19 protein-coding genes are annotated in these 17,681 nt (G+C 61.3%); 1 reads left to right on the top strand and 18 read right to left on the bottom strand.

Annotated elements, in window-relative coordinates; translation table 11 throughout:
- The 18 genes from KJP28_RS18045 to KJP28_RS17960 form a co-directional block, all read right to left on the bottom strand.
- Nucleotides 1–380: PfkB family carbohydrate kinase (locus tag KJP28_RS18045; protein ID WP_255552456.1), on the bottom strand; the 380-nt coding region annotated here is incomplete at its 3' end.
- A gap of 17 nt (nucleotides 381–397) precedes the next feature.
- Nucleotides 398–1,408, bottom strand: a complete 1,011-nt coding sequence (locus KJP28_RS18040) for a Gfo/Idh/MocA family oxidoreductase (RefSeq protein ID WP_218394014.1) — start codon at nucleotides 1,406–1,408, stop codon at nucleotides 398–400.
- 37 nt (nucleotides 1,409–1,445) lie between these two features.
- The gene (locus tag KJP28_RS18035; RefSeq protein ID WP_218393442.1) at nucleotides 1,446–2,345 is read right to left on the bottom strand and encodes a sugar phosphate isomerase/epimerase family protein; all 900 of its coding nucleotides are present in this window, start codon (nucleotides 2,343–2,345) and stop codon (nucleotides 1,446–1,448) included.
- 55 nt (nucleotides 2,346–2,400) lie between these two features.
- Nucleotides 2,401–3,393 (bottom strand): inositol 2-dehydrogenase, encoded by a 993-nt coding sequence (gene iolG / locus KJP28_RS18030; protein ID WP_218394013.1) that lies wholly within the window; start codon nucleotides 3,391–3,393, stop codon nucleotides 2,401–2,403.
- A 32-nt stretch (nucleotides 3,394–3,425) separates the two neighbouring features.
- Complete coding sequence (locus KJP28_RS18025) at nucleotides 3,426–4,460, bottom strand: Gfo/Idh/MocA family protein (protein ID WP_218394012.1); 1,035 nt, start codon at nucleotides 4,458–4,460, stop codon at nucleotides 3,426–3,428.
- Between the two features lie 62 nt (nucleotides 4,461–4,522).
- Nucleotides 4,523–5,356: an ATP-binding cassette domain-containing protein gene (locus KJP28_RS18020; protein WP_218394011.1), complete on the bottom strand. Its 834-nt coding sequence runs from the start codon at nucleotides 5,354–5,356 to the stop codon at nucleotides 4,523–4,525.
- An 11-nt stretch (nucleotides 5,357–5,367) separates the two neighbouring features.
- Nucleotides 5,368–6,441: an ABC transporter permease gene (locus KJP28_RS18015; protein ID WP_218394010.1), complete on the bottom strand. Its 1,074-nt coding sequence runs from the start codon at nucleotides 6,439–6,441 to the stop codon at nucleotides 5,368–5,370.
- A gap of 88 nt (nucleotides 6,442–6,529) precedes the next feature.
- Nucleotides 6,530–7,477 carry a sugar ABC transporter substrate-binding protein gene (locus KJP28_RS18010; protein ID WP_218394009.1) on the bottom strand — a complete coding sequence of 316 codons (948 nt, stop codon included), beginning with the start codon at nucleotides 7,475–7,477 and terminating at the stop codon, nucleotides 6,530–6,532.
- Between the two features lie 75 nt (nucleotides 7,478–7,552).
- Complete coding sequence (locus KJP28_RS18005) at nucleotides 7,553–8,377, bottom strand: TIM barrel protein (protein WP_218394008.1); 825 nt, start codon at nucleotides 8,375–8,377, stop codon at nucleotides 7,553–7,555.
- A gap of 144 nt (nucleotides 8,378–8,521) precedes the next feature.
- A complete protein-coding gene (locus KJP28_RS18000) occupies nucleotides 8,522–9,553 on the bottom strand; it encodes a LacI family DNA-binding transcriptional regulator (protein ID WP_218394007.1) in 1,032 nt (343 codons plus the stop codon).
- Nucleotides 9,554–9,703: 150 nt separating this feature from the next.
- Nucleotides 9,704–10,645: a substrate-binding domain-containing protein gene (locus KJP28_RS17995; RefSeq protein ID WP_218394006.1), complete on the bottom strand. Its 942-nt coding sequence runs from the start codon at nucleotides 10,643–10,645 to the stop codon at nucleotides 9,704–9,706.
- 69 nt (nucleotides 10,646–10,714) lie between these two features.
- Nucleotides 10,715–11,023 (bottom strand): MocE family 2Fe-2S type ferredoxin, encoded by a 309-nt coding sequence (locus KJP28_RS17990; RefSeq protein WP_218394005.1) that lies wholly within the window; start codon nucleotides 11,021–11,023, stop codon nucleotides 10,715–10,717.
- Entirely contained in the window at nucleotides 11,020–12,036 is a 1,017-nt protein-coding gene (locus tag KJP28_RS17985; RefSeq protein ID WP_218394004.1) for a sterol desaturase family protein, read from the bottom strand. Before KJP28_RS17985 ends, KJP28_RS17990 begins: the two co-directional genes overlap by 4 nt.
- Nucleotides 12,036–12,866: a 3-methyl-2-oxobutanoate hydroxymethyltransferase gene (locus KJP28_RS17980; RefSeq protein WP_255552455.1), complete on the bottom strand. Its 831-nt coding sequence runs from the start codon at nucleotides 12,864–12,866 to the stop codon at nucleotides 12,036–12,038. Before KJP28_RS17980 ends, KJP28_RS17985 begins: the two co-directional genes overlap by 1 nt.
- A gap of 62 nt (nucleotides 12,867–12,928) precedes the next feature.
- Nucleotides 12,929–13,924 (bottom strand): LacI family DNA-binding transcriptional regulator, encoded by a 996-nt coding sequence (locus KJP28_RS17975; RefSeq protein ID WP_255552454.1) that lies wholly within the window; start codon nucleotides 13,922–13,924, stop codon nucleotides 12,929–12,931.
- A gap of 47 nt (nucleotides 13,925–13,971) precedes the next feature.
- Nucleotides 13,972–14,772: a 3-methyl-2-oxobutanoate hydroxymethyltransferase gene (locus tag KJP28_RS17970; RefSeq protein ID WP_218394001.1), complete on the bottom strand. Its 801-nt coding sequence runs from the start codon at nucleotides 14,770–14,772 to the stop codon at nucleotides 13,972–13,974.
- Complete coding sequence (locus KJP28_RS17965; RefSeq protein ID WP_218394000.1) at nucleotides 14,769–15,077, bottom strand: MocE family 2Fe-2S type ferredoxin; 309 nt, start codon at nucleotides 15,075–15,077, stop codon at nucleotides 14,769–14,771. The genes KJP28_RS17970 and KJP28_RS17965 overlap by 4 nt, the downstream gene beginning before the upstream one ends.
- A 26-nt stretch (nucleotides 15,078–15,103) precedes the next feature.
- Complete coding sequence (locus KJP28_RS17960) at nucleotides 15,104–16,177, bottom strand: fatty acid desaturase family protein (RefSeq protein WP_218393999.1); 1,074 nt, start codon at nucleotides 16,175–16,177, stop codon at nucleotides 15,104–15,106.
- Nucleotides 16,178–16,329: 152 nt separating this feature from the next.
- Here KJP28_RS17960 and KJP28_RS17955 point away from each other — a divergent pair, with 152 nt between their 5' ends.
- Nucleotides 16,330–17,358 (top strand): LacI family DNA-binding transcriptional regulator, encoded by a 1,029-nt coding sequence (locus KJP28_RS17955; protein ID WP_218393998.1) that lies wholly within the window; start codon nucleotides 16,330–16,332, stop codon nucleotides 17,356–17,358.
- Nucleotides 17,359–17,681 lie beyond the last annotated feature (323 nt).

Raw genomic sequence — 17,681 nt, 5'->3', positions numbered from 1 at the left:
ACGAAGTCCGGGTCGATGTCATCCTCGCACAGCGCCATGTCCGCGCAGTTCTCGCGGTAGAAGATCAGCGGAAACTGTTCCTCGTCGCGGATACCGAGGATGACGAGCGCGGTCAGCCGTTCGGGGTCGGTCACGATCCCATCCGTGTTCACCCCCTCGCGCGCCAGCTCTTCGACGATGAAGCGCCCCATATGCTCGTCCCCGACCCGGCTGATCAGCGCGGACTTCAGCCCCAGCCTTGCCGTCCCCGCCGCGATGTTCGTCGGTGACCCCCCGATATACTTCGAGAACGATCCCATATCCTCAAGCCGGCCGCCGATCTGGTCGCCGTAAAGGTCGACCCCCGCCCGGCCGATGGTGATGACGTCAAGTTTGGTCATGGGATCGCTCGCCTGTCTCAGTTGTATAGCGTGGGTTTTTCGATCATGGCGCAGGGCACGGCTCGACCACTTCGGGCGGCTTCGATCCCGGCATCCGAGACGACCTGAATGGCGTATCCGTCCCAGGCCGATGGTCCGCCGACCACGCCTTTTCTGGCATTGTCGATGAAATCCTGCACTTCGGTGTCGTAGGCTTCGATGAACCGCTCGCGCCAGTCGGCGGGCACCCGTCCGGCAAAGCCGTCACCGGATTTGACGACCACATGGTTGCTTTCGGCGAGTTCCGCGGTGCCGGTTTCGCCCGAGACCTCGCCGCGAATGTCATAGCCATAGCCGATGTTCACACTGACCTCGACAGTCACGATCGCGCCGCCGGACATCTCCATCACGCCAAGGATCGGGTCGCGCAAGGCGCCTCCGACCGAGTTCTTGCGCCCCGCGATCACACGGATTTGGGACACTTCTTCATCCAAAAGGAACCGCGCCACGTCGATGTCGTGCACCATCGTATCGGCAATCGCCATGTCGTCGGTATAAAGATCGGGCGGCACCGACGCGTTGCGATGCGCCGAGTGATACATAAGCGGCGCGCCAATGGCGCCGCTGTCGATCGTGGCCTTGAGCGCAGCATAGGCGGCATCATAGCGCCGCATATATCCGATCTGAATCAGACGTTTCCCGGCGGCCACTTCGGCCTCGATGATTTTCACACAGTCTCCCTGCGAGGTCGCGAGCGGCTTTTCCACGAAGACCGGCTTGCCGGCCGCCAAGGCGGGCAAGACAGCGTCGATATGGGCCGGCCCCCAGCTACAGATCATCACCGCGTCCACATCGTCGCTTGAGATCAGGCTGGCGGAGTCCGCGAACACCGTTGCCCCGCGCCGTGCCCCGACCTCTTCGGCGCGGGTCCGGTCGGCATCGGTCACAGCGGTGACGCGCGCTCCCGACAGCACCTCGGTAATACGGCGGATGTGGTCCTGCCCGATCATGCCGGTTCCGATCACACCGATTTTCAGCTCTTCATTCATGGTCTCGTCCTTCAGAGATGTCGCGCGTCTTTCAGAGTCAGTCGAAGTATTTGTCGATGTAGCGCTGCATCTCTGCGCGCATGAACGTGCCGCTCTCGTCGGCCTTTTCTTCCCAGGCGAAAACGCAGGCGGTCATGATTCCGTCGAAGCCGATCTCGGCGAGCGTGCGGTAGAAATCGTCCCACGGCACTTCGCCCTGCCCGATGTTCAGATGCTGGTGCACGCGCGCGGTCGAGCCCGGCGGGTTGATGATGTAGCGCAGGCCGGAGCTGGCCTTGTGGTTGAACGTGTCGGCGATGTGGACATGGGCCAGCACATCCGCGCATTCCTTGAGCATCGCGACCGTATCGTCACCGAAATAGAAGGTGTGCGGCGTGCAGTAGAGGAATTTCACGCGGTCCGAGTTTACGGTGCGGATGAGGTCCACCGACGGCTGAAGCGTCTCGACCCAGTCCTCGGGGTGCGGCTCGATGTGAAGGTTGATGCCCTCACGCTCGAAGATAGGTACTAGCTCGTCCATCGACCGCCACCAGGCATCCTCGCAGGCTTCGATCATCGACCCGGTGTGGCAGCAGTAGCAGGTGCCTTTGTCCGGGTGCGGGCCACGGCCGAATTCGGAATTCATCGTGTCCACTTCCATCTCGACCGCGATCTCGATGGCGCGCTTCCAATGCTTCACGGCGGCCTTGCGCTCGTCCTCGTCGTTCGAGGCCCAGCGATACATCGGCAGCAGCGTGGCGATCCCCACGTCCGCATCCTTCAGCGCCTTCTTGAAGCTCTTGATGCGGTCGGGAAAGACACGCGGGGCTTTGAACCACTCAAGGAAGTCGCCACGCGGCGACAGCTCGATCCAGTCGTAGCCAAGCTCTTTGACCTTCGACGGCAACTCTTCGAGCGAGAGGTGGCGATGCATAAACGGGTCGAGGGCGATTTTCATCTCTTGTGCCTTTCAGGTCTCACGCGCGGTTCTCGGATCGGTTGGCTTCGAGTTCTTAGTCCAGCGTGACAGCAGCAGCGGTGCGTACGGACTCCAGAGCGGCCTCGGCGAGTTCCAGCGCCTTCAGGCCATCTTTGCCGGTCGTCGGCATCGGTGCGCCATCCTCAATCGAGGCGACGAAGGCCGCGATTTCGTTGGCATAGGCTGCCGTGTAGCGGGTCATGAAGAAATTGAGCAGCGGAGGCTCGTGGAACCCGGCCTCGTCCGCCATAAGGATATTCGCTTCGGCGGTGTTCTTGGCCGCGACCATACCCTTGGACCCAAGCACTTCGATCCGCTGGTCATAACCATAGGAGGCGCGGCGGCTGTTGGTGATTGTGCACTGCTTGCCCGAGGCTGTCGTAAGCACCACGTTGGCGCTGTCGTAGTCGCCAAGGGTGCCGATCTCGGGGTCGGTCAGGACCGAGGCGGCGGCATAGACCGTCTTGATCTCTTCGCCCAGGAGCCAGCGCGCCACATCGAAATCGTGGATCGTCATGTCGCGGAAAATGCCGCCAGACACCTTGATGTATTCGGCAGGCGGTGCGCCGGGATCCCGCGAGGTGATGGTAATCATTTCAACGTCGCCGATCCGGCCCTCGTCGATAGCGGCTTTAAGCGCCATGAAGTCCGGGTCGAACCGTCGATTGAAACCGACCATCAGAGCCGCGTTTTCCGCCTCGACGATGGCGAGTGCGGCCTTTACGCGGTCCACCGCCAGATCTACGGGCTTTTCGCAAAAGACGGCCTTTCCAGCACGGGCGAATTGCTCGATCAAGTCGGCATGAGTGTCGGTGGGAGTGCAGATGACCACGGCGTCGACATCGTCGGAGGTGGCGATCTCGTCGATGGAGCGTATGTCACAGCCGTATTGCGCGGCGACCTTCTGGGCGGCATCGGCAAAGGGTTCGGCGATCGCAACGAGGCGGGCCGCCGTATTCGAAGTAACGGCACGGGCGTGAACTTGTCCGATGCGGCCAGCGCCGAGAATGGCAAAACGAGTGGTCATTGTGGTCTCTCCAGAAGCCGGTGTTGGGCGTGTCAGTGGGTCTTGTTCAGATAGACGGTGCGCCCGTCGCGGGCCGCCTCGCGGGCTGCATCCAGCACGGCCACGGTATGAAGCGCGCCTGCCAATGGGACCGGCCCGTCGCCGCCGCCGCGCACAGCGCGCGCGAAGTCGGTGTACAGGTCTTGAATGCGCGACTGGAGGCAAGGGATCGTTTCGGCGCCCGCGCTGGTGTGAAGCCTGCCCCAGCCCGCCTTGGGTTCGATGCCCCAGCCCGGACCGTTGTGCGGCGCAGTGCCTTCGATCACGCTGCGAGCCTGCACGTCGGTGCCATTCGCCACATAGGTCCCCAGGGTGCCATAGGCGCGGATTTCACGTTCCGTGAAGTGGTGGATTTTCGTCGCCGTTATGTAGCTGTGCGTGCCGCTTTCGTGGGTGAGGTGGAGCGCGAAACTCGCGTCGGTGTCGCCCGCATCGAGGCTGACATGGTCGACCTGTCCCGATACCGAAACCGCAGGGCCAAAGGCCACCAGCATCTGATCGACGATATGACTGCCCAGATCACGCAAGAGCCCGCCACCGGGCCCGGCTTCGAGCGTGCCGGGGTCGTCGAAATCCATCCGGTTGTGGACCCTAAGCACCTGCCCCAGACGCCCATCCTCGACCAAAGCACGAAACGTGGCAAAATCGCTGTCCCAGCGGCGATTGTGAAACACGTTCAAAAGAACTCCGGTCGCGCGGGCGGCCTCGGCCATCTCGATAGCATCGGGAAGTGTCGGGGCAAAGGGTTTGTCGCAGACGACGTGAAGCCCCGCCGCAATCGCTTCGAGCACGAGCGGCTTGTGGGTCTCGGGCGGGGTCGTGATCGTCACCACCTCGACACCGCCCGCCACGATCATCTCGGTCAGGCTGGCATAGACCGGCACGCCGGGCAGCTCGCTGGCCAATGCGGCGATCTTGTCCGGCGACCGTGCGACCACGCCCGCGATCTCGACACCTTCTGCGGCGCGGATGAAGGGCGCGTGAAAAACGCGGCCACCAAAGCCATATCCGACCAGACCAAGTTTCATGTTGATCTCCGTAAAGCCTAATCGGCAGGCCGGGAGGCAATTTCCCCGACCCGCCCGGGAGGTTAGGCTGCGTCTTCGAATTGCGGTTGCGTCTTGGCGCCCGTGATATAAGCGACCACCTCTTCGCCTGTGACGTCGCCTGCGGTGATGTCGATATCGGCGCAGATGCGGCCGCGGCGGAACACCACGATACGGTCGCACAAGTCCATCACCTGCCGCATGTTGTGGCTGATGAGGATCAGGGGCTCGCCCTGTTCTTTCAAGGTGCGGATGATGTTCTCGACCTGTGCGGTTTCCTGCACGCCAAGCGCCGCGGTCGGCTCGTCCATGATGGTTAGCTTCGAATGGAACGTCGCGGTGCGGGCGATGGCAACGCACTGACGCTGGCCACCCGACATCCGTTCGATGGTGCCGCGGATGTTTGGGATCTTGACCCCGGTCTTCACCAAGGCCTCCATGGTCCGTTCGCGCATGGCCTTGTAATCGAGGATCGAGAACGGCCCCAGTTTGAACTTCACCAGCTCGCGCCCCAGAAACAGGTTGTCCGGCACGTCCAGCTGATCGGCCAGCGCCAGCGTCTGGAACACGGTTTCGATCCCGGCCTGACGCGCCTCCATCGGGTTTTCGAACTTCACGTTCTTCCCGTCGAAGATGATCTCGCCACGGGTGAATTGTTCGACCCCGGTGATCTGGCGCACGAAAGTGGATTTGCCCGCCCCGTTGTCGCCCATGATCGCCACGTGTTCGCCCTTGCGCAGGGTGAAATTAGCATTCTCCAGAGCGTGTACGCCGCCATAGTGTTTGGTCAGACCTCGGGTTTCCAGAATGACATCGGACGTGCCGGGGGCGTCATGGGGAAACTCACCGCTCGAAATATTGGTTTGTAGATCGCTCATGATGTCCTCCCTTACATCTTCGCGGCCATGCGGCCTTGACGCCACTGGTCGAGAACGACGGCCCCCACGATGATCGCGCCCTTGACCATCTCTTGGTAATAGGCGTCGAGGCGCAGAAACGTGAAACCCGAGATGATTACGCCAAAGATCAGAGCGCCCAGAACGGTGCCGACAATCGAACCACGCCCACCGGCAAGGCTCACGCCGCCGATGACGGTCATGGCGATGGCGTCGAGTTCGTACATCACACCCATGCCTGCCTGCGCGGTCAGGTTCTTGGCCGACAGAACCACGGCGGCAAAGGCGGCCAAGGCACCTGCGATGGTATAGACCAGGACCTTGTGGCGGGCGACGTTGATACCCGACATCCGGGCGGCGTCTTCGTTGGAGCCGATCGCATAGGTGCGTTTGCCGTAGACGGTGAACCGAAGAATCAGAGCGAACAGGACTGCCAGCAGGATGAACAGCAAGACCGGCATCATACCCTGACCGATCGAGGCATAGCCTTCGGTTGGGAACGATACGGGCTGGCCCTTGGTCCACCACTTGGCGGCCCCGCGTGCGGTCACCATCATCCCCAGCGTCGCGATGAAAGGGGGGATGCGGGTGTATGCGATGAGCAGCCCGTTGATCAGACCGGCGGCGATCCCGACGGAAAGCCCGACCACAAGCGGCACTATGGCCGGAAGATCCATCCAGGCAGGGCCGAATACGGCCTTGGGATTGGGGTTGCCGTTCACCTCGGCCACCTGTGCGAACGACATTGCGATCATGGCGGTTAGACCAACCACCGATCCCGGTGACAGGTCGATCCCGCCCGAGATGATGACCTGTGTAGATCCGATCGCGATGATCCCGATGATCGACACCTGAAGAATAATGATTTTGAGGCGGGCTTCGTTCAGAAATGAGTCAAAGCGGTCCGCGCTGTCGAACAGGAAGCTCTGGCCCATCAGAAACGCGCCGAGCAGTTCGAACACGCCGATAATCAAGATCAGAGCGAACAGAACGTTCAATTCCGGGGGGCGGGCGCGTTTTTTCGCGTCGAACGTCAAACCCCCAATTCCATGCGTCGATTCGGACATGGCTTCCTCCCCATGTGGCCCTCCATTTTTGGGCCTTGCAAGGACGGCAGAATGCCTGCCGCCCCGTGTTTTCAGCGATCCGTCTGGATCAGTTTTTCGACGTGTAGTCGTCGATATTGGCCGGCGTCACCAACTCGAAGGGCACCCAGACCTTCTGATCCACATCTTCGCCACGGGCGAGTTTCAGGGCGGCGTCGAGCGCGCCCTGCCCTTGACCGGCGGCGTTCTGGAGCACGGTGACGTCGAGGTCACCCGCAGCCATTGCGGCCAAAGCGTCCTGCGTGGCGTCGATGCCGCCCACAACCACGTCATCCATCGACATGCCGTTGGCCTTCATCGCCTGAATGGCACCAATGGCCATTTCGTCGTTGTTGGCAATCAGGGCGTCGAAGGGCTCGCCCGTCGACAGCCAGTTGGTCATCAGATCCTGCGCTTCGTCACGCGACCAGTTGGCGGTCTGCTCGTCAAGGATGTTCATTTCGACGGCGCATTTACCCGCTTCCATAACGTCGTGAATGTCGGCAGTCCGCTGCACGGCGGCTTGGTTCGAAAGTTCGCCCATCATGATGTAGATGTTGGCCGGGTTCTTGCCCTGCTCTTCCAGCAAGCGGCAGATTTCGATGGTTTCAAGCGTGCCAGAGTCGACTTCGTTCGATGCGACAAAGGCCTGATTGTCGGGCAGCGTATCAATGTTGATCGGCTGACGGTTGACATAGACGAGCGGCACATTGGCGCTGGCGGCAGCGGCGGTCATGGCTTCGGTGGCCGAGGTGTCGACCGGGTTCACGATGATCGCGTCGACGCCAGAGGCGACGAAGTTGTTGATCTGGTCAAGCTGCTTGGCCACGTCGTTTTGCGCGTCCTCGATCTGCACATCCACGCCATCGAGCGTGCCCGCGTATTCGTCGATCCCGTTGCGCAGCACGGTCAGAAAGTTGTCGTCAAACAGCGCCATCGACACGCCGACGGTCTCGGCCATCGCGGACGTTCCCATAAGGGATGCGAAAGCGGTGGCGGCAATAAGGGTCTTTTTCATGGAAGTCCTCCCAAAAATTGGTGTCCGGCACACCTTTTCCTCTGCCGGAAGCCCTTTTACAGGGCATATCGCAGATCAGAGGGCCTCGGCCGTGATCCGGGATTCGATGAACGCGAAGGAGGCGGCGATGGCCTCTTTCGGGTTGGTCAACTGTTGCGTTTCAGGCGCGAAGCATTCGTAGGACACCGGCCCGTCATAGCCCGCCGCCAGCAATGCCGAGATTTGTTGGGCGTTCTCGAGGCGGTCTTCTTCTCCCACCAGCACGCGATGCTCGTCCTCCATCTGATCCACAGCGAGTGCCGGATCGACCACCGCCGAGATGTGCACGATGCCCGTGTGCTCTGGAAAGAATTCACCGCCACCGGCCAGAATGTGGTGGAAGGTGTCGTGCACGATCCGGACCCGATCCGCGACGCCCAGATCCTTGATCGTTTCAATGAGTTCCGATTTGAACCGCAACGACGAACGGTTGAAGCCAAGCGGTTCGACCAGCGCGTGCATATCGGCGTCGACCAACATCGGATAAATGTCTTTCAGGGCGATGCGCAGATTTGCCTGGCGCTCGCCATTGGCTCCTTGGGTGCCGTCATTGCGCGGGATCAGGCTGATGGTCTCGGCCCCGGCGTCCTTGGCGGTGGCAATCAGGTCGCGCACTTCGGACGCACGTTCGTCGTCCCAGGTGTTGAACGGATAGACCTGGCTCAAACCCACGAGCCGCAGCCCCTTGGCGCGGACCATTGCACCGGCGTCGGCCGGGTCCATCCCGTCGAACAGCGGGCGATCATAGCCATCCAGGTCGTTGCGCGCCTCGACGCCGATACAACCCAGATCGGCCGCAAGGTCCAGGAATGCCTCAAAGCTCAGGTGCGGCACCGTCATCTGGTTCAATGCTTTTTTCATGCTGTCCTCCCAGGTCGGCGCAAGCGTTAGCGCCGAAACTGGTGAGACACTGACCACAGCTTGCCCGAGTCGGTCAATTTGCCGCAGTTGTATTTGCGTCAATGATGACGTTTTCTGCACCCGCGAAATGACGCGTTAACGTCATTACAGCATCTCCGGCAGGTAGATGCGCGGATCGAGGAACCGCTGCACGGATTCGCCGTTCGCACCGTCACGCCGGGCGGCCACCACGGCCTCGATCAATTCCGAACACAGTTCGTCAAGCGGGGTCGACATGACCATCTGCACATATCCATCAGCCAAAGCGGCGCGGGTTACGTCGGTTAATTCGTTGCATGCCAACCCCACTTTGCCTGGGGGGCGTTTCTCGCGAAGGGCCCTTATCGCACCCTCCATGCCGCCGCCAGCGACGTAGATTCCCGCAAGGTCGGAATGCCGGGCCAAAAGGTCCAGCGTCGCCTCATAGGTCACCTGCCGGGTCTCAAGGTTGACCAGCGAATCAAGCACGGTAAATTCGGGCGCCTCGGCCCGGACAAACGACCGGAATCCCACCTCTCGCAGATCATGCCCGTGCCAGCGATTTCCCCCCACGAAGACCGCAAGTTTGCCCGGACGGCGCATGGTGCGTGTCAGCACCCAGGCTGCCGTTCGCCCCATTTTCATGTTGTTCAGGCCAAGATACATCTTGCGGATGCCCTGCGCGGTGTCGTTCAGAAGTGAAAACACCGGCAAGCCCCGATCCTTCAGAGCCTGCACGGTTTCGTCGAGCTTCTGATGATTGATCGCCACACAGGCTATCGCGTCGACCTTGTCGCCCAGGGCCAGCATTTCGCGGGCGAAATCGTCGGGGGACTGTGACCCGGTGAACCGCACGATGACCTCGCCGCGCACGTCCGAACGTGCCGCCATGGCCGCCTCGACCTCGCGGGCAAAATTCTGGTAGAACTCCTGGCCGCCTTTGACCAGGACGACCCCAAGCCTGAGGCGCGGCTTGGACAGGTCGAGCCGCTCGTCCAACAAGACCCGCCCATGATAACCAACTTTATGTGCGGCCTCGGCGATTTTGCGCAGCGTGTCCTCGCGCACTTTCATCCGACCGTTCAAAGCGCGGTCAACAGTGGTAACAGAGACCCCTGCCTCGCGCGCGACATCCTTGGTTGTGGGGCGATTTGCCATGGAACCCTCTTGACGTGTTTACGTCATAATGACGAAATTCCTCGATCTGGCAAGCTTGGCGCACCGTCTGAACGAATAAGCGGCCCGGGATAAACCCGGACCGCCAAGGTGAGGCGCAAAAGACCCGATGCGCCTCGGAGGAGCGTGTGGTCAGTTCGCCGAAATGTAGCCCTCGATATTGTCGGGCGTGACCAGTTCAAAGGGAATGTAGACCTTCTGATCCACATCCTCGCCGCGCGCGAGGTCAAGCGCAGCTTCCAATGCGCCGCTGCCTTGAGCCTTGGCATTCTGGAACACGGTCACGTCCAGTTCACCCGCCTGCATGGCAACCAACGCGTCCTGCGTGGCATCGACACCGACGACGATCACGTCCTCCATATCGGTGCCCACCGATTTCAGCGCTTGAATGGCCCCGATCGCCATTTCGTCGTTGTTGGCAAAAACCACGTCTACCGGTTCACCGGTCGACAGCCAGTTGGTCATGATGTTCTGCGCCGTATCGCGCGACCACTTGCCTTCTTCTTCACCCGCGACCGCGATGAAGTTGCACATGTCCATGCCGATCACGTCATGCACGTCCTTGGTGCGCTGCACTGCTGCCTGATGGATAAAGTTGCCCGCAAGGATATAGCCGTTGGCCCCATTCGACTTACCCGCCGCGCGCAGTTGCAGGCACGCTTCATAGGCGCCCATGGTGCCGCTTTCGATCTCGTTCGAACCGACGAAAGCCTGATTGTCCGGCAACGCATCTGCATTCCCGGGCTCGATGTTGACATAGACCAGCGGCACGCCACCCGCCTCGGCCGCCGACGACAGCGCGTTTGCGGACGAGCTGTCCACCACCGTCACCACGATGGCATCCACCCCCGAAGCTATGAAGTTGTTGATCTGGTCGAGCTGCTTAGCCACATCGTATTGCGCGTCTTCGATCTGCACGTCCACGCCCATCTCGCCCGCCATCTCCTCCATGCCGGTGCGCAAAAGCGTCTGGAAATTGTCATCGAAACTGACCATCGAAATGCCAATGGTCTCGGCGTTCGCGTTGCCAGTCAAAAGCGCCAACGCGCTTGCAGCCAACCATACCTTTTTCATCAGTAATCCTCCCGAATTTGTGCGTGCCGGCCCACGCGTGAGATTTGCCGGACCTCCTTGTCGAAGGCTCTACAGATCGATCTCGACCCGACCACCGACCACGCGGGCCGGATAGGTTTTCAGGTTCACACAGGCGGGGGCTCGCAAAGCCTCGCCGGTGCGGTAATCGAAAGCCGCATTGTGTTTCGGGCATTCGATCTCATGCTCCATCACCAGCCCGTCCTCCAGATGCACCTCTTCGTGAGTGCACAGCCCGGAGGTGCAATAAACCTCGTCCTCAGGACTGCGATAGATGACGAAGGTGCGCCCCTCATGGTCCCAGCGGATAAGGTCTTCGACCTCGATTTCGTCAAAGGCACAGGCGTCGACCCAGCTCATGCGGAGGTTTCCTTCTTGGCGTTCAGGCGGGCTTTCTTTGCTTGATAGCGGGCGTTCATGCGCGCCTGCCCGTCTTTCGACCCGTCGTGAAAGGTGCCGAACCAGCGGTCCAGCGGGATCAGGCCATCGCCGTAGTTCACCTCGAAATGCTTGTGATGCAGATAGTGGATATAGGCGTGGCTCTCGAGCGCACGGTCCTCGCCGATCTCGATCCGGTCAAAGCCGACATGCCCCGGCACGGCGCCAAAGCCCGCGTAGTGCAACTGATAGAGCGCGAGGATCGGATTGGACGGCAACACCAGGTGATAAAGTATCGTGGCGAAATAGGCGAAATGCTCCACCGGATGCATCGAAAGCGAAGACCACGGGCTCGGGTTGACCGAATTATGATGCACCGAATGGACCCATTTGTACAAAAGCGGTGTGTGAATGATCCGGTGGATCAGAAAAAAGTGGACTTCGTGGATCACCGGCACGATCAGCGCCAGCACGACCAGCCAGATCGGATGATCGGCAAAGCTGACCCACGGCCCGATCTCATTGGCATAGGCCCACAGCACGCCAACCTGAAACGCGGTCCAGATCGGCAGGCCCGAGAGCATCCCGCGCAGGAAATTGTCGATGTTCTGGGACTTGAACCAAAACACGTCCGAAGGCGCATCCGCAGGGAATTTCCCGTTGTATTTAAACCGATTGCCCTGGCGCCGCCTGATATAGAGTTGCACCTCAAAAGCCCCATACCACACGATCACCGCCACCACGTTGACCGCAAAGAGTTTGAGCACCCAGCCCCAGGCGAGCGTTTGCATAACCGCGACGGGCGGCACGACCCAGGCCCACCAAGCCAGCGCCGAGAGGAAGAACAGCGCGTTATAAGGCAGGAAATAGCTGGGCAGCCATTTGATCAGCGCCAAGGGGCGCGGCGGCCAGACGAACAGAGGCGCAGTCCCCGCCGGTTCATTGGGCGCATAATCGCCGCGCTTGTTGCGCGTGCCGAATTGCAGATCGTCCATCAGCCCCTCCCGATCGTCTGGGCGCGTTTGGTAAAAGCCTCAAGTTCCGCTGGGTCCATGCGGACCTCATGTCCTGCCGTCGGATAGCCGCCCTTGGCCACATCCTCGGCAAAGTCGCGAAACGCCGCGACCCGCTTGGCCTGAAGCTCGGCCTCCAGTGCCACGAAATCGGCGTAGCGTTTCGAATGGCGCGGATAATGTCCCCGATGGGTGCCCAGCACGTCCGAGGAAAACAGATATTGCGTATCGCAGACATCGCCGCAGCCCATGCCCATGGTCACCATGGCGGTTGTTCGGGTGATGTGGTCGGCCAGTTCCACCGGGACCACCTCGACCTCGACGCAAGCCGCGCCCGCGTTCTCCAGATCGCGCACCTCGGCCAGCACCGTCAGCGCTTCGTCCGCGGTCTTGCCCACAGCGCGAAATCCGGTCCATTCCGCAAGATTGGGAACCAGCCCCACATGCCCCGTCACCGGTATACCCTCTCGCGCCATCGCTTCGATCAGGCGCGGCGAGTGGGAGCAATAGACCGCGTTGGCCCCGCGCTCGAGAATGGCAAAGCCCGCCCGGATCGCCTCGGCTTCGCTGGCAATCGTGCCGTGTGGCATCCCTGCCGAGATGAACGCGCCGGGGGCCGCCGCACGGATCGGCACGAGCGTGTGGTCCGGCTCGCACGACAGGATCATGATCCCCGCCTCGACCGCCGCCGCTGCCTCGGCGCCGCTGTCCACATGGAGTTGCAACCAAGTGCGCGTGCCTTTCGCGGCCCGCAATTCATACGTGGTAAGGGGTGTCATAGCGCCCCGCTCCTCCCTGTTTGCCTGGAACATGGGATAGCAGTGCCTGCGACATCCCGCCGCAAGGGTTTTGATCTGATCAGATCAAAAGCGGCTCACAGGTTTTCCGCCGTGATCGTCGAAAACCGGATCGGCGCATTGTCCACCGCCTCGTCGAGCAGACCCAGCGCGGCCAGCATCACGTCGATCCCGCGCCGCGCCTGCGCCTCGGGGAGTTGGTCGAAAATCACATTCGCCAGGCCGGTCTCAAGCGCGCCGCGCGTGAGATCGGTCAATTCGTGGCCGACAAAAAACACCTCACGCCCGGCATGCGCCAGCACGTCGAGCACCGCCGTGTTCGCCCCGCCCGCGTTGTAGATCCCAGCCAGGTCGGGCCAGTGTGCCAAAACCTCGCGCATCCGCCGCGCGCTCACATCGCGGTTGTCCAGCCCATAAGCGACATGGACGAAATCGACCGTCCCGCCCTGCCCCGCCAGATACTCCGAGAATCCTTTGATCCGCGCGCGGTGGACCTCGTAAACATGCGAGTGACACAGCGCTACCACCGGACCACGCACCGCCCCCAGCCTCGCCATCATCAGTCCGGCCATGCGTCCGGCGGCGTAATTGTCGATGCCCACGAAATCCGTCTCAGCCTCGGCCCGCGTCACCACCTGCACCACCGGCGTGCCCTCGGCGCGGACCTGTGCCAAAGCCGCCCGCACGGGGGCTGCGTCCTGCACCGCGAGGATCAGCCCGGCGCGCCGCATTGACGGCTTGGCGATCCGGGCGGCAATCGCTTCGGGGTCGTTTTCGTCGAGAAAGGTGACATGGAGCTGCACCACCGGGTCCAACGTCGCACCAATCCGGCGGAAAGCGGCGGCGAGCCGAGCGAAAAAGCTCGATTCAGGCCGCACCAACAGCACGTCGACCCTGAGAATGCCCCGGTGCCGTTCCGGGAGCCGCCCCGGCCAGTCCAACGCCCGCGCGGCGCGCACGACCTGTTCCACCAGCACCTCGCGCACCCCGCCCCGACCATTTAACACACGTTCGACCGTGGCCGTGCCGACGCTCGCGCGGGCGGCAATATCGCTATAGGTCGGTTTGGGCATCGGCGGCATCCTGATTTGATCGCATCAGAATGCCGCGTTTCGTTGGGTCAGTCGAGCGCTGCGACAAAGGCCGCCAGTTCCGCGTCGCTGATCGTCACCGAATGCTCTGGCGCCGGATAGGCACCCCCGTCCACATCGGCGCGAAACTCGGAAAAGGCCGCAATCCGTTCGGACTGAAGCCGCTCGTATTCCGCTGCAAAGTCCCGGTAGGTCTTGGCATGGCGCGGCTTGTGTCCTCGGGTGTAGCCCAGCACATCCTCGGCAAAGAGGTATTGCGCATCCGCATGCGGCCCTGCGCCCATCCCCAAAAGCACCAGATTGGTCCGCTTGGCGATTTCGGCGGCGACACGGTCGGGAACCACCTCGAGCTCCACGCCAAAGGCGCCGACCTCCTCGAGCCGCCGGATGTCCTCCATCACCTGCATGGCGCTTTCGGCGGTTTTGCCCACGGCCTTGAACCCCCCGGTCCAGGTCGCCTTGGACGGGATCAGCCCCACATGGCTCACCACCGGGATCCCATCGCTCGCCAACAGGTCGATGGTCGACAGGTTCGAGGCGCAATAGACGCAATCGCCGCCGATCTGCATCACCCTATGCGCGGCACGCTGGTAGTCCTCGGCGGTGACGAGCTGCCCATAAAGCAGCCCCACCTGCACAAAGCAATTGCCAGCCGCCTCGCGCATTTCGGGCGTCCAGACCGGGTCGATGATCGACAGCATGTCGATCCCCGCTTCAGCGGCCGCCGCGGCTTCCTCGACCGTATCGACGAACAGCATCGACAATTGCCGCTGACCTTTAAAGGCGCGGATATCGGCCACAGTGAGCCGTTGATGATAAAGCCCGCTCATATCTCGATCAGCACCCGGTCGCCTTCGACCTTTACAGGATAGGTGTTGAGATTGACGCAGGCCGGCGCCCGCAGCGCCTCGCCGGTGCGATAATCGAAAGCCGCGTTATGCTTGGGGCATTCGATCTCGTAGTCCATCACCAGTCCCTCCTCGAGATGTACTTGTTCGTGGGTGCAAAGCCCATCGGTGCAGAAAAACTCGTCGTTCGGGCTGCGATAAATGCAGTAGGTCTTGCCGTCGTGGTCGAACCGGATCAGGTCCTCTTCGTCCACGTCGTCCGTTGCGATTGCGTCGATCCAGGCCATGGCCTCACTCCTCCCTGATCATTGCGTTATTCGGCGGCGATTGCGGCCACGTGGAAATCCTCACGATAAGGTTTCGCACTCTCCGGCAGGTCGCGTTTGACAAAATAATTCTCGTTCCTGAGCTGGCGGCGCAGCGCAGGCCACATCTCGCGAAACCCGTCCGCGATCGAGGTGTTCGGCGCGGGCAGGTCGTGCTTGATCGCGTCATGCAGTTCGGGCAGACGGTGATATGGCACCATCGGGAACATATGGTGCTCGACGTGGTAGTTCATGTTCCAATAGATGAAGCGGCTCACCGGGTTCATTATGACCGTGCGTGAATTCAGCCGGTGATCGATGACGTTATCGGCCAGGCCCCCGTGCTGCAAAAGCCCGGTCATGACGTGATGCCACGCGCCAAAAAGCCGAGGCAACCCGATGACCATCAGCGGCAGTATCGACCCCATCGCCAGAGCCAGCGCGAGGGTTGTGGCATAGATCACGACCCATATCCGTGCAACGCGGATCGCCTTGGGCTGCTCCTGCTCGGGGATCCAAGTGGCCTCTTCATCGGTCAGACGCCCGGAGGCATTCAGCAGCATCCGCTTGATCCCGTCGATGGTGTCGAAGATGCCAAAGAAGTTGGCGATGAGTTTGAAGAACACCGGGGGACGCATTATTGCGATTTCCGGGTCGCGGCCCACGATCACCGTGTCAGTGTGATGGCGGGCATGGGACCAGCGCCATGTGACCGGATTACGGATCATGCAGAACGAAGCGACCTGATACAGCCAGTCGTTGTATTTGCGGGTCTTGAACGCGGTCCCGTGGCTGCATTCGTGCCAGCGGCTGTCCATCGCGCTTCCGTAGAGCACGCCATAGGCGAGCCAGAAGGGCAGCGACCAGAGCGACGGCCAAAGCGCAACACCGATCACTGCAAAGACCATCATGCCTGCGAACAGAATGATCGTGTCGCGGATCGCGGGCCCGTCGGCGCGTTGCATCAACGCCTTCATCTCTTTGCGGGGCACTTGGGTATGATACCATTCGGCGGTCGCAAGTCCGGTTTCAACGGCCAGCCGCCCGCTCTCTCCCAACATCGAATAATCGCGCGTTTCCATGACAGGCTCCTCCCCGGTGGATTACGATTCCTTCGTCCGACCATAAGCGACGGTGCGACAGGCTGACACAGCCAGGGCTTGATTTTACATCAATTTCGATCAATATGGACCATCAATGATGATGGTTTTTCATCAGAAGACTGGACGCAGGCATGGCCAACCGCCCCACCATCAAAGACCTCGCCGCTGCGGCCGGTGTCGGTGTCGCCACCGTCGACCGCGTGTTGAACAACCGCACCAATGTGCGTGCCGCCACCCGCGAAAGTGTAGCCGAAGCGGCGCTGGCCATCGGCTATCCCGGCGCGCACCGCATTGCTGGTATTGAGGCGAAAGCCCTCCCCCGCCTGCGTTTGGGGTTCGTTCTGCCAAAGCCAGCGCAAAGCTTTTACCGCACCTTCGCTGAGATATTGGAACGTTCGGTCGAGGCCCGCACTGACATACGTGGCACCTGTGTCATTCGCTCGCCGGACACAACCACTCCCGAAGCTTTCGCCGCCACGCTCGAAACTCTCGGGCGAGAAGTCGACGTGCTGGCGGCCGTCGCCCCCAACCATCCCCGGTTGACGCGGGTCGTCGATGCGCTGAAAGCCGACGGGGTTGCGACCTTTTCCCTGCTCAACGATTTCGCCCAAGGGGCGAGAGCTGGATATCTCGGGACCGATAATCTGCGCGTCGGGAGGATCGCAGCCTGGATGCTGACCACCCAGATCAAAAACCCCGGACAACTGGTGGTCTTTATTGGCGGGCATCACTGGCACAGCCACCAGTTGCGCGAGACGGGCTTTCGTACTTACTTACGAGAACATGCCCCGAACTTCGAGCTATTGCCGACGATGATCAACCTCGACACCCGGCAACTGACCCATGAGGCGACGCTCGACCTTTTGGCCCGGACCCCTGACCTGCGTGGGATATACGTGGCGGGCGGCGGCATGGAAGGTGCAATCTCTGCACTACGCGAAACACGCCCACCCGGTCGTGTCGCCCTGGTCGTCAACGAGATCACACCGGATAGCCGTGCAGCATTGTCGGAAAGATACGTGAGCCTCGCATTGGCGACGCCATTGCCGACTTTGTGCCGCGATACTGTGTCGGAGATGGTGGCATCGGTCACCACCGACGGCCCATTATCACCGCACCAGCCCGTTCAACTGGACCTCTACACACCGGAAAGCGTGTAAGAGCACCGCCCATGGAATCGACGCCGCTTGTGGGGCCCGACGGCAGGTTCAAAGTCTGATTGGGCGACCGGGGCGTAGACACAGATGTGCCGCAACGACAGAAGCTCTTCATCATCGCAGAGATCGAATGCAAAGCGATGGGACATCAATCCCGCGTTTTTTTGCCAATTCTAGAACCGATTTTTCCATTTAATACCGCGCGGGAACTGGCTTGCGCGAGAAGGCCTAAACCTCCCGCCTGCGAGAGCAAGAACCGGCCAGTCTATGGTGAAGCGCACAAGCAACGTGATGCAGGGCCGACGATCTGGTTCGATCCCGAGATG

It is taken from the genome of Maritimibacter dapengensis (assembly GCF_019218265.1).
Lineage (GTDB): Bacteria > Pseudomonadota > Alphaproteobacteria > Rhodobacterales > Rhodobacteraceae > Maritimibacter > Maritimibacter dapengensis.
The sequence above is the reverse complement of the archived record's forward strand: the minus strand, read 5'-3'. Positions and strand labels throughout refer to the sequence as shown.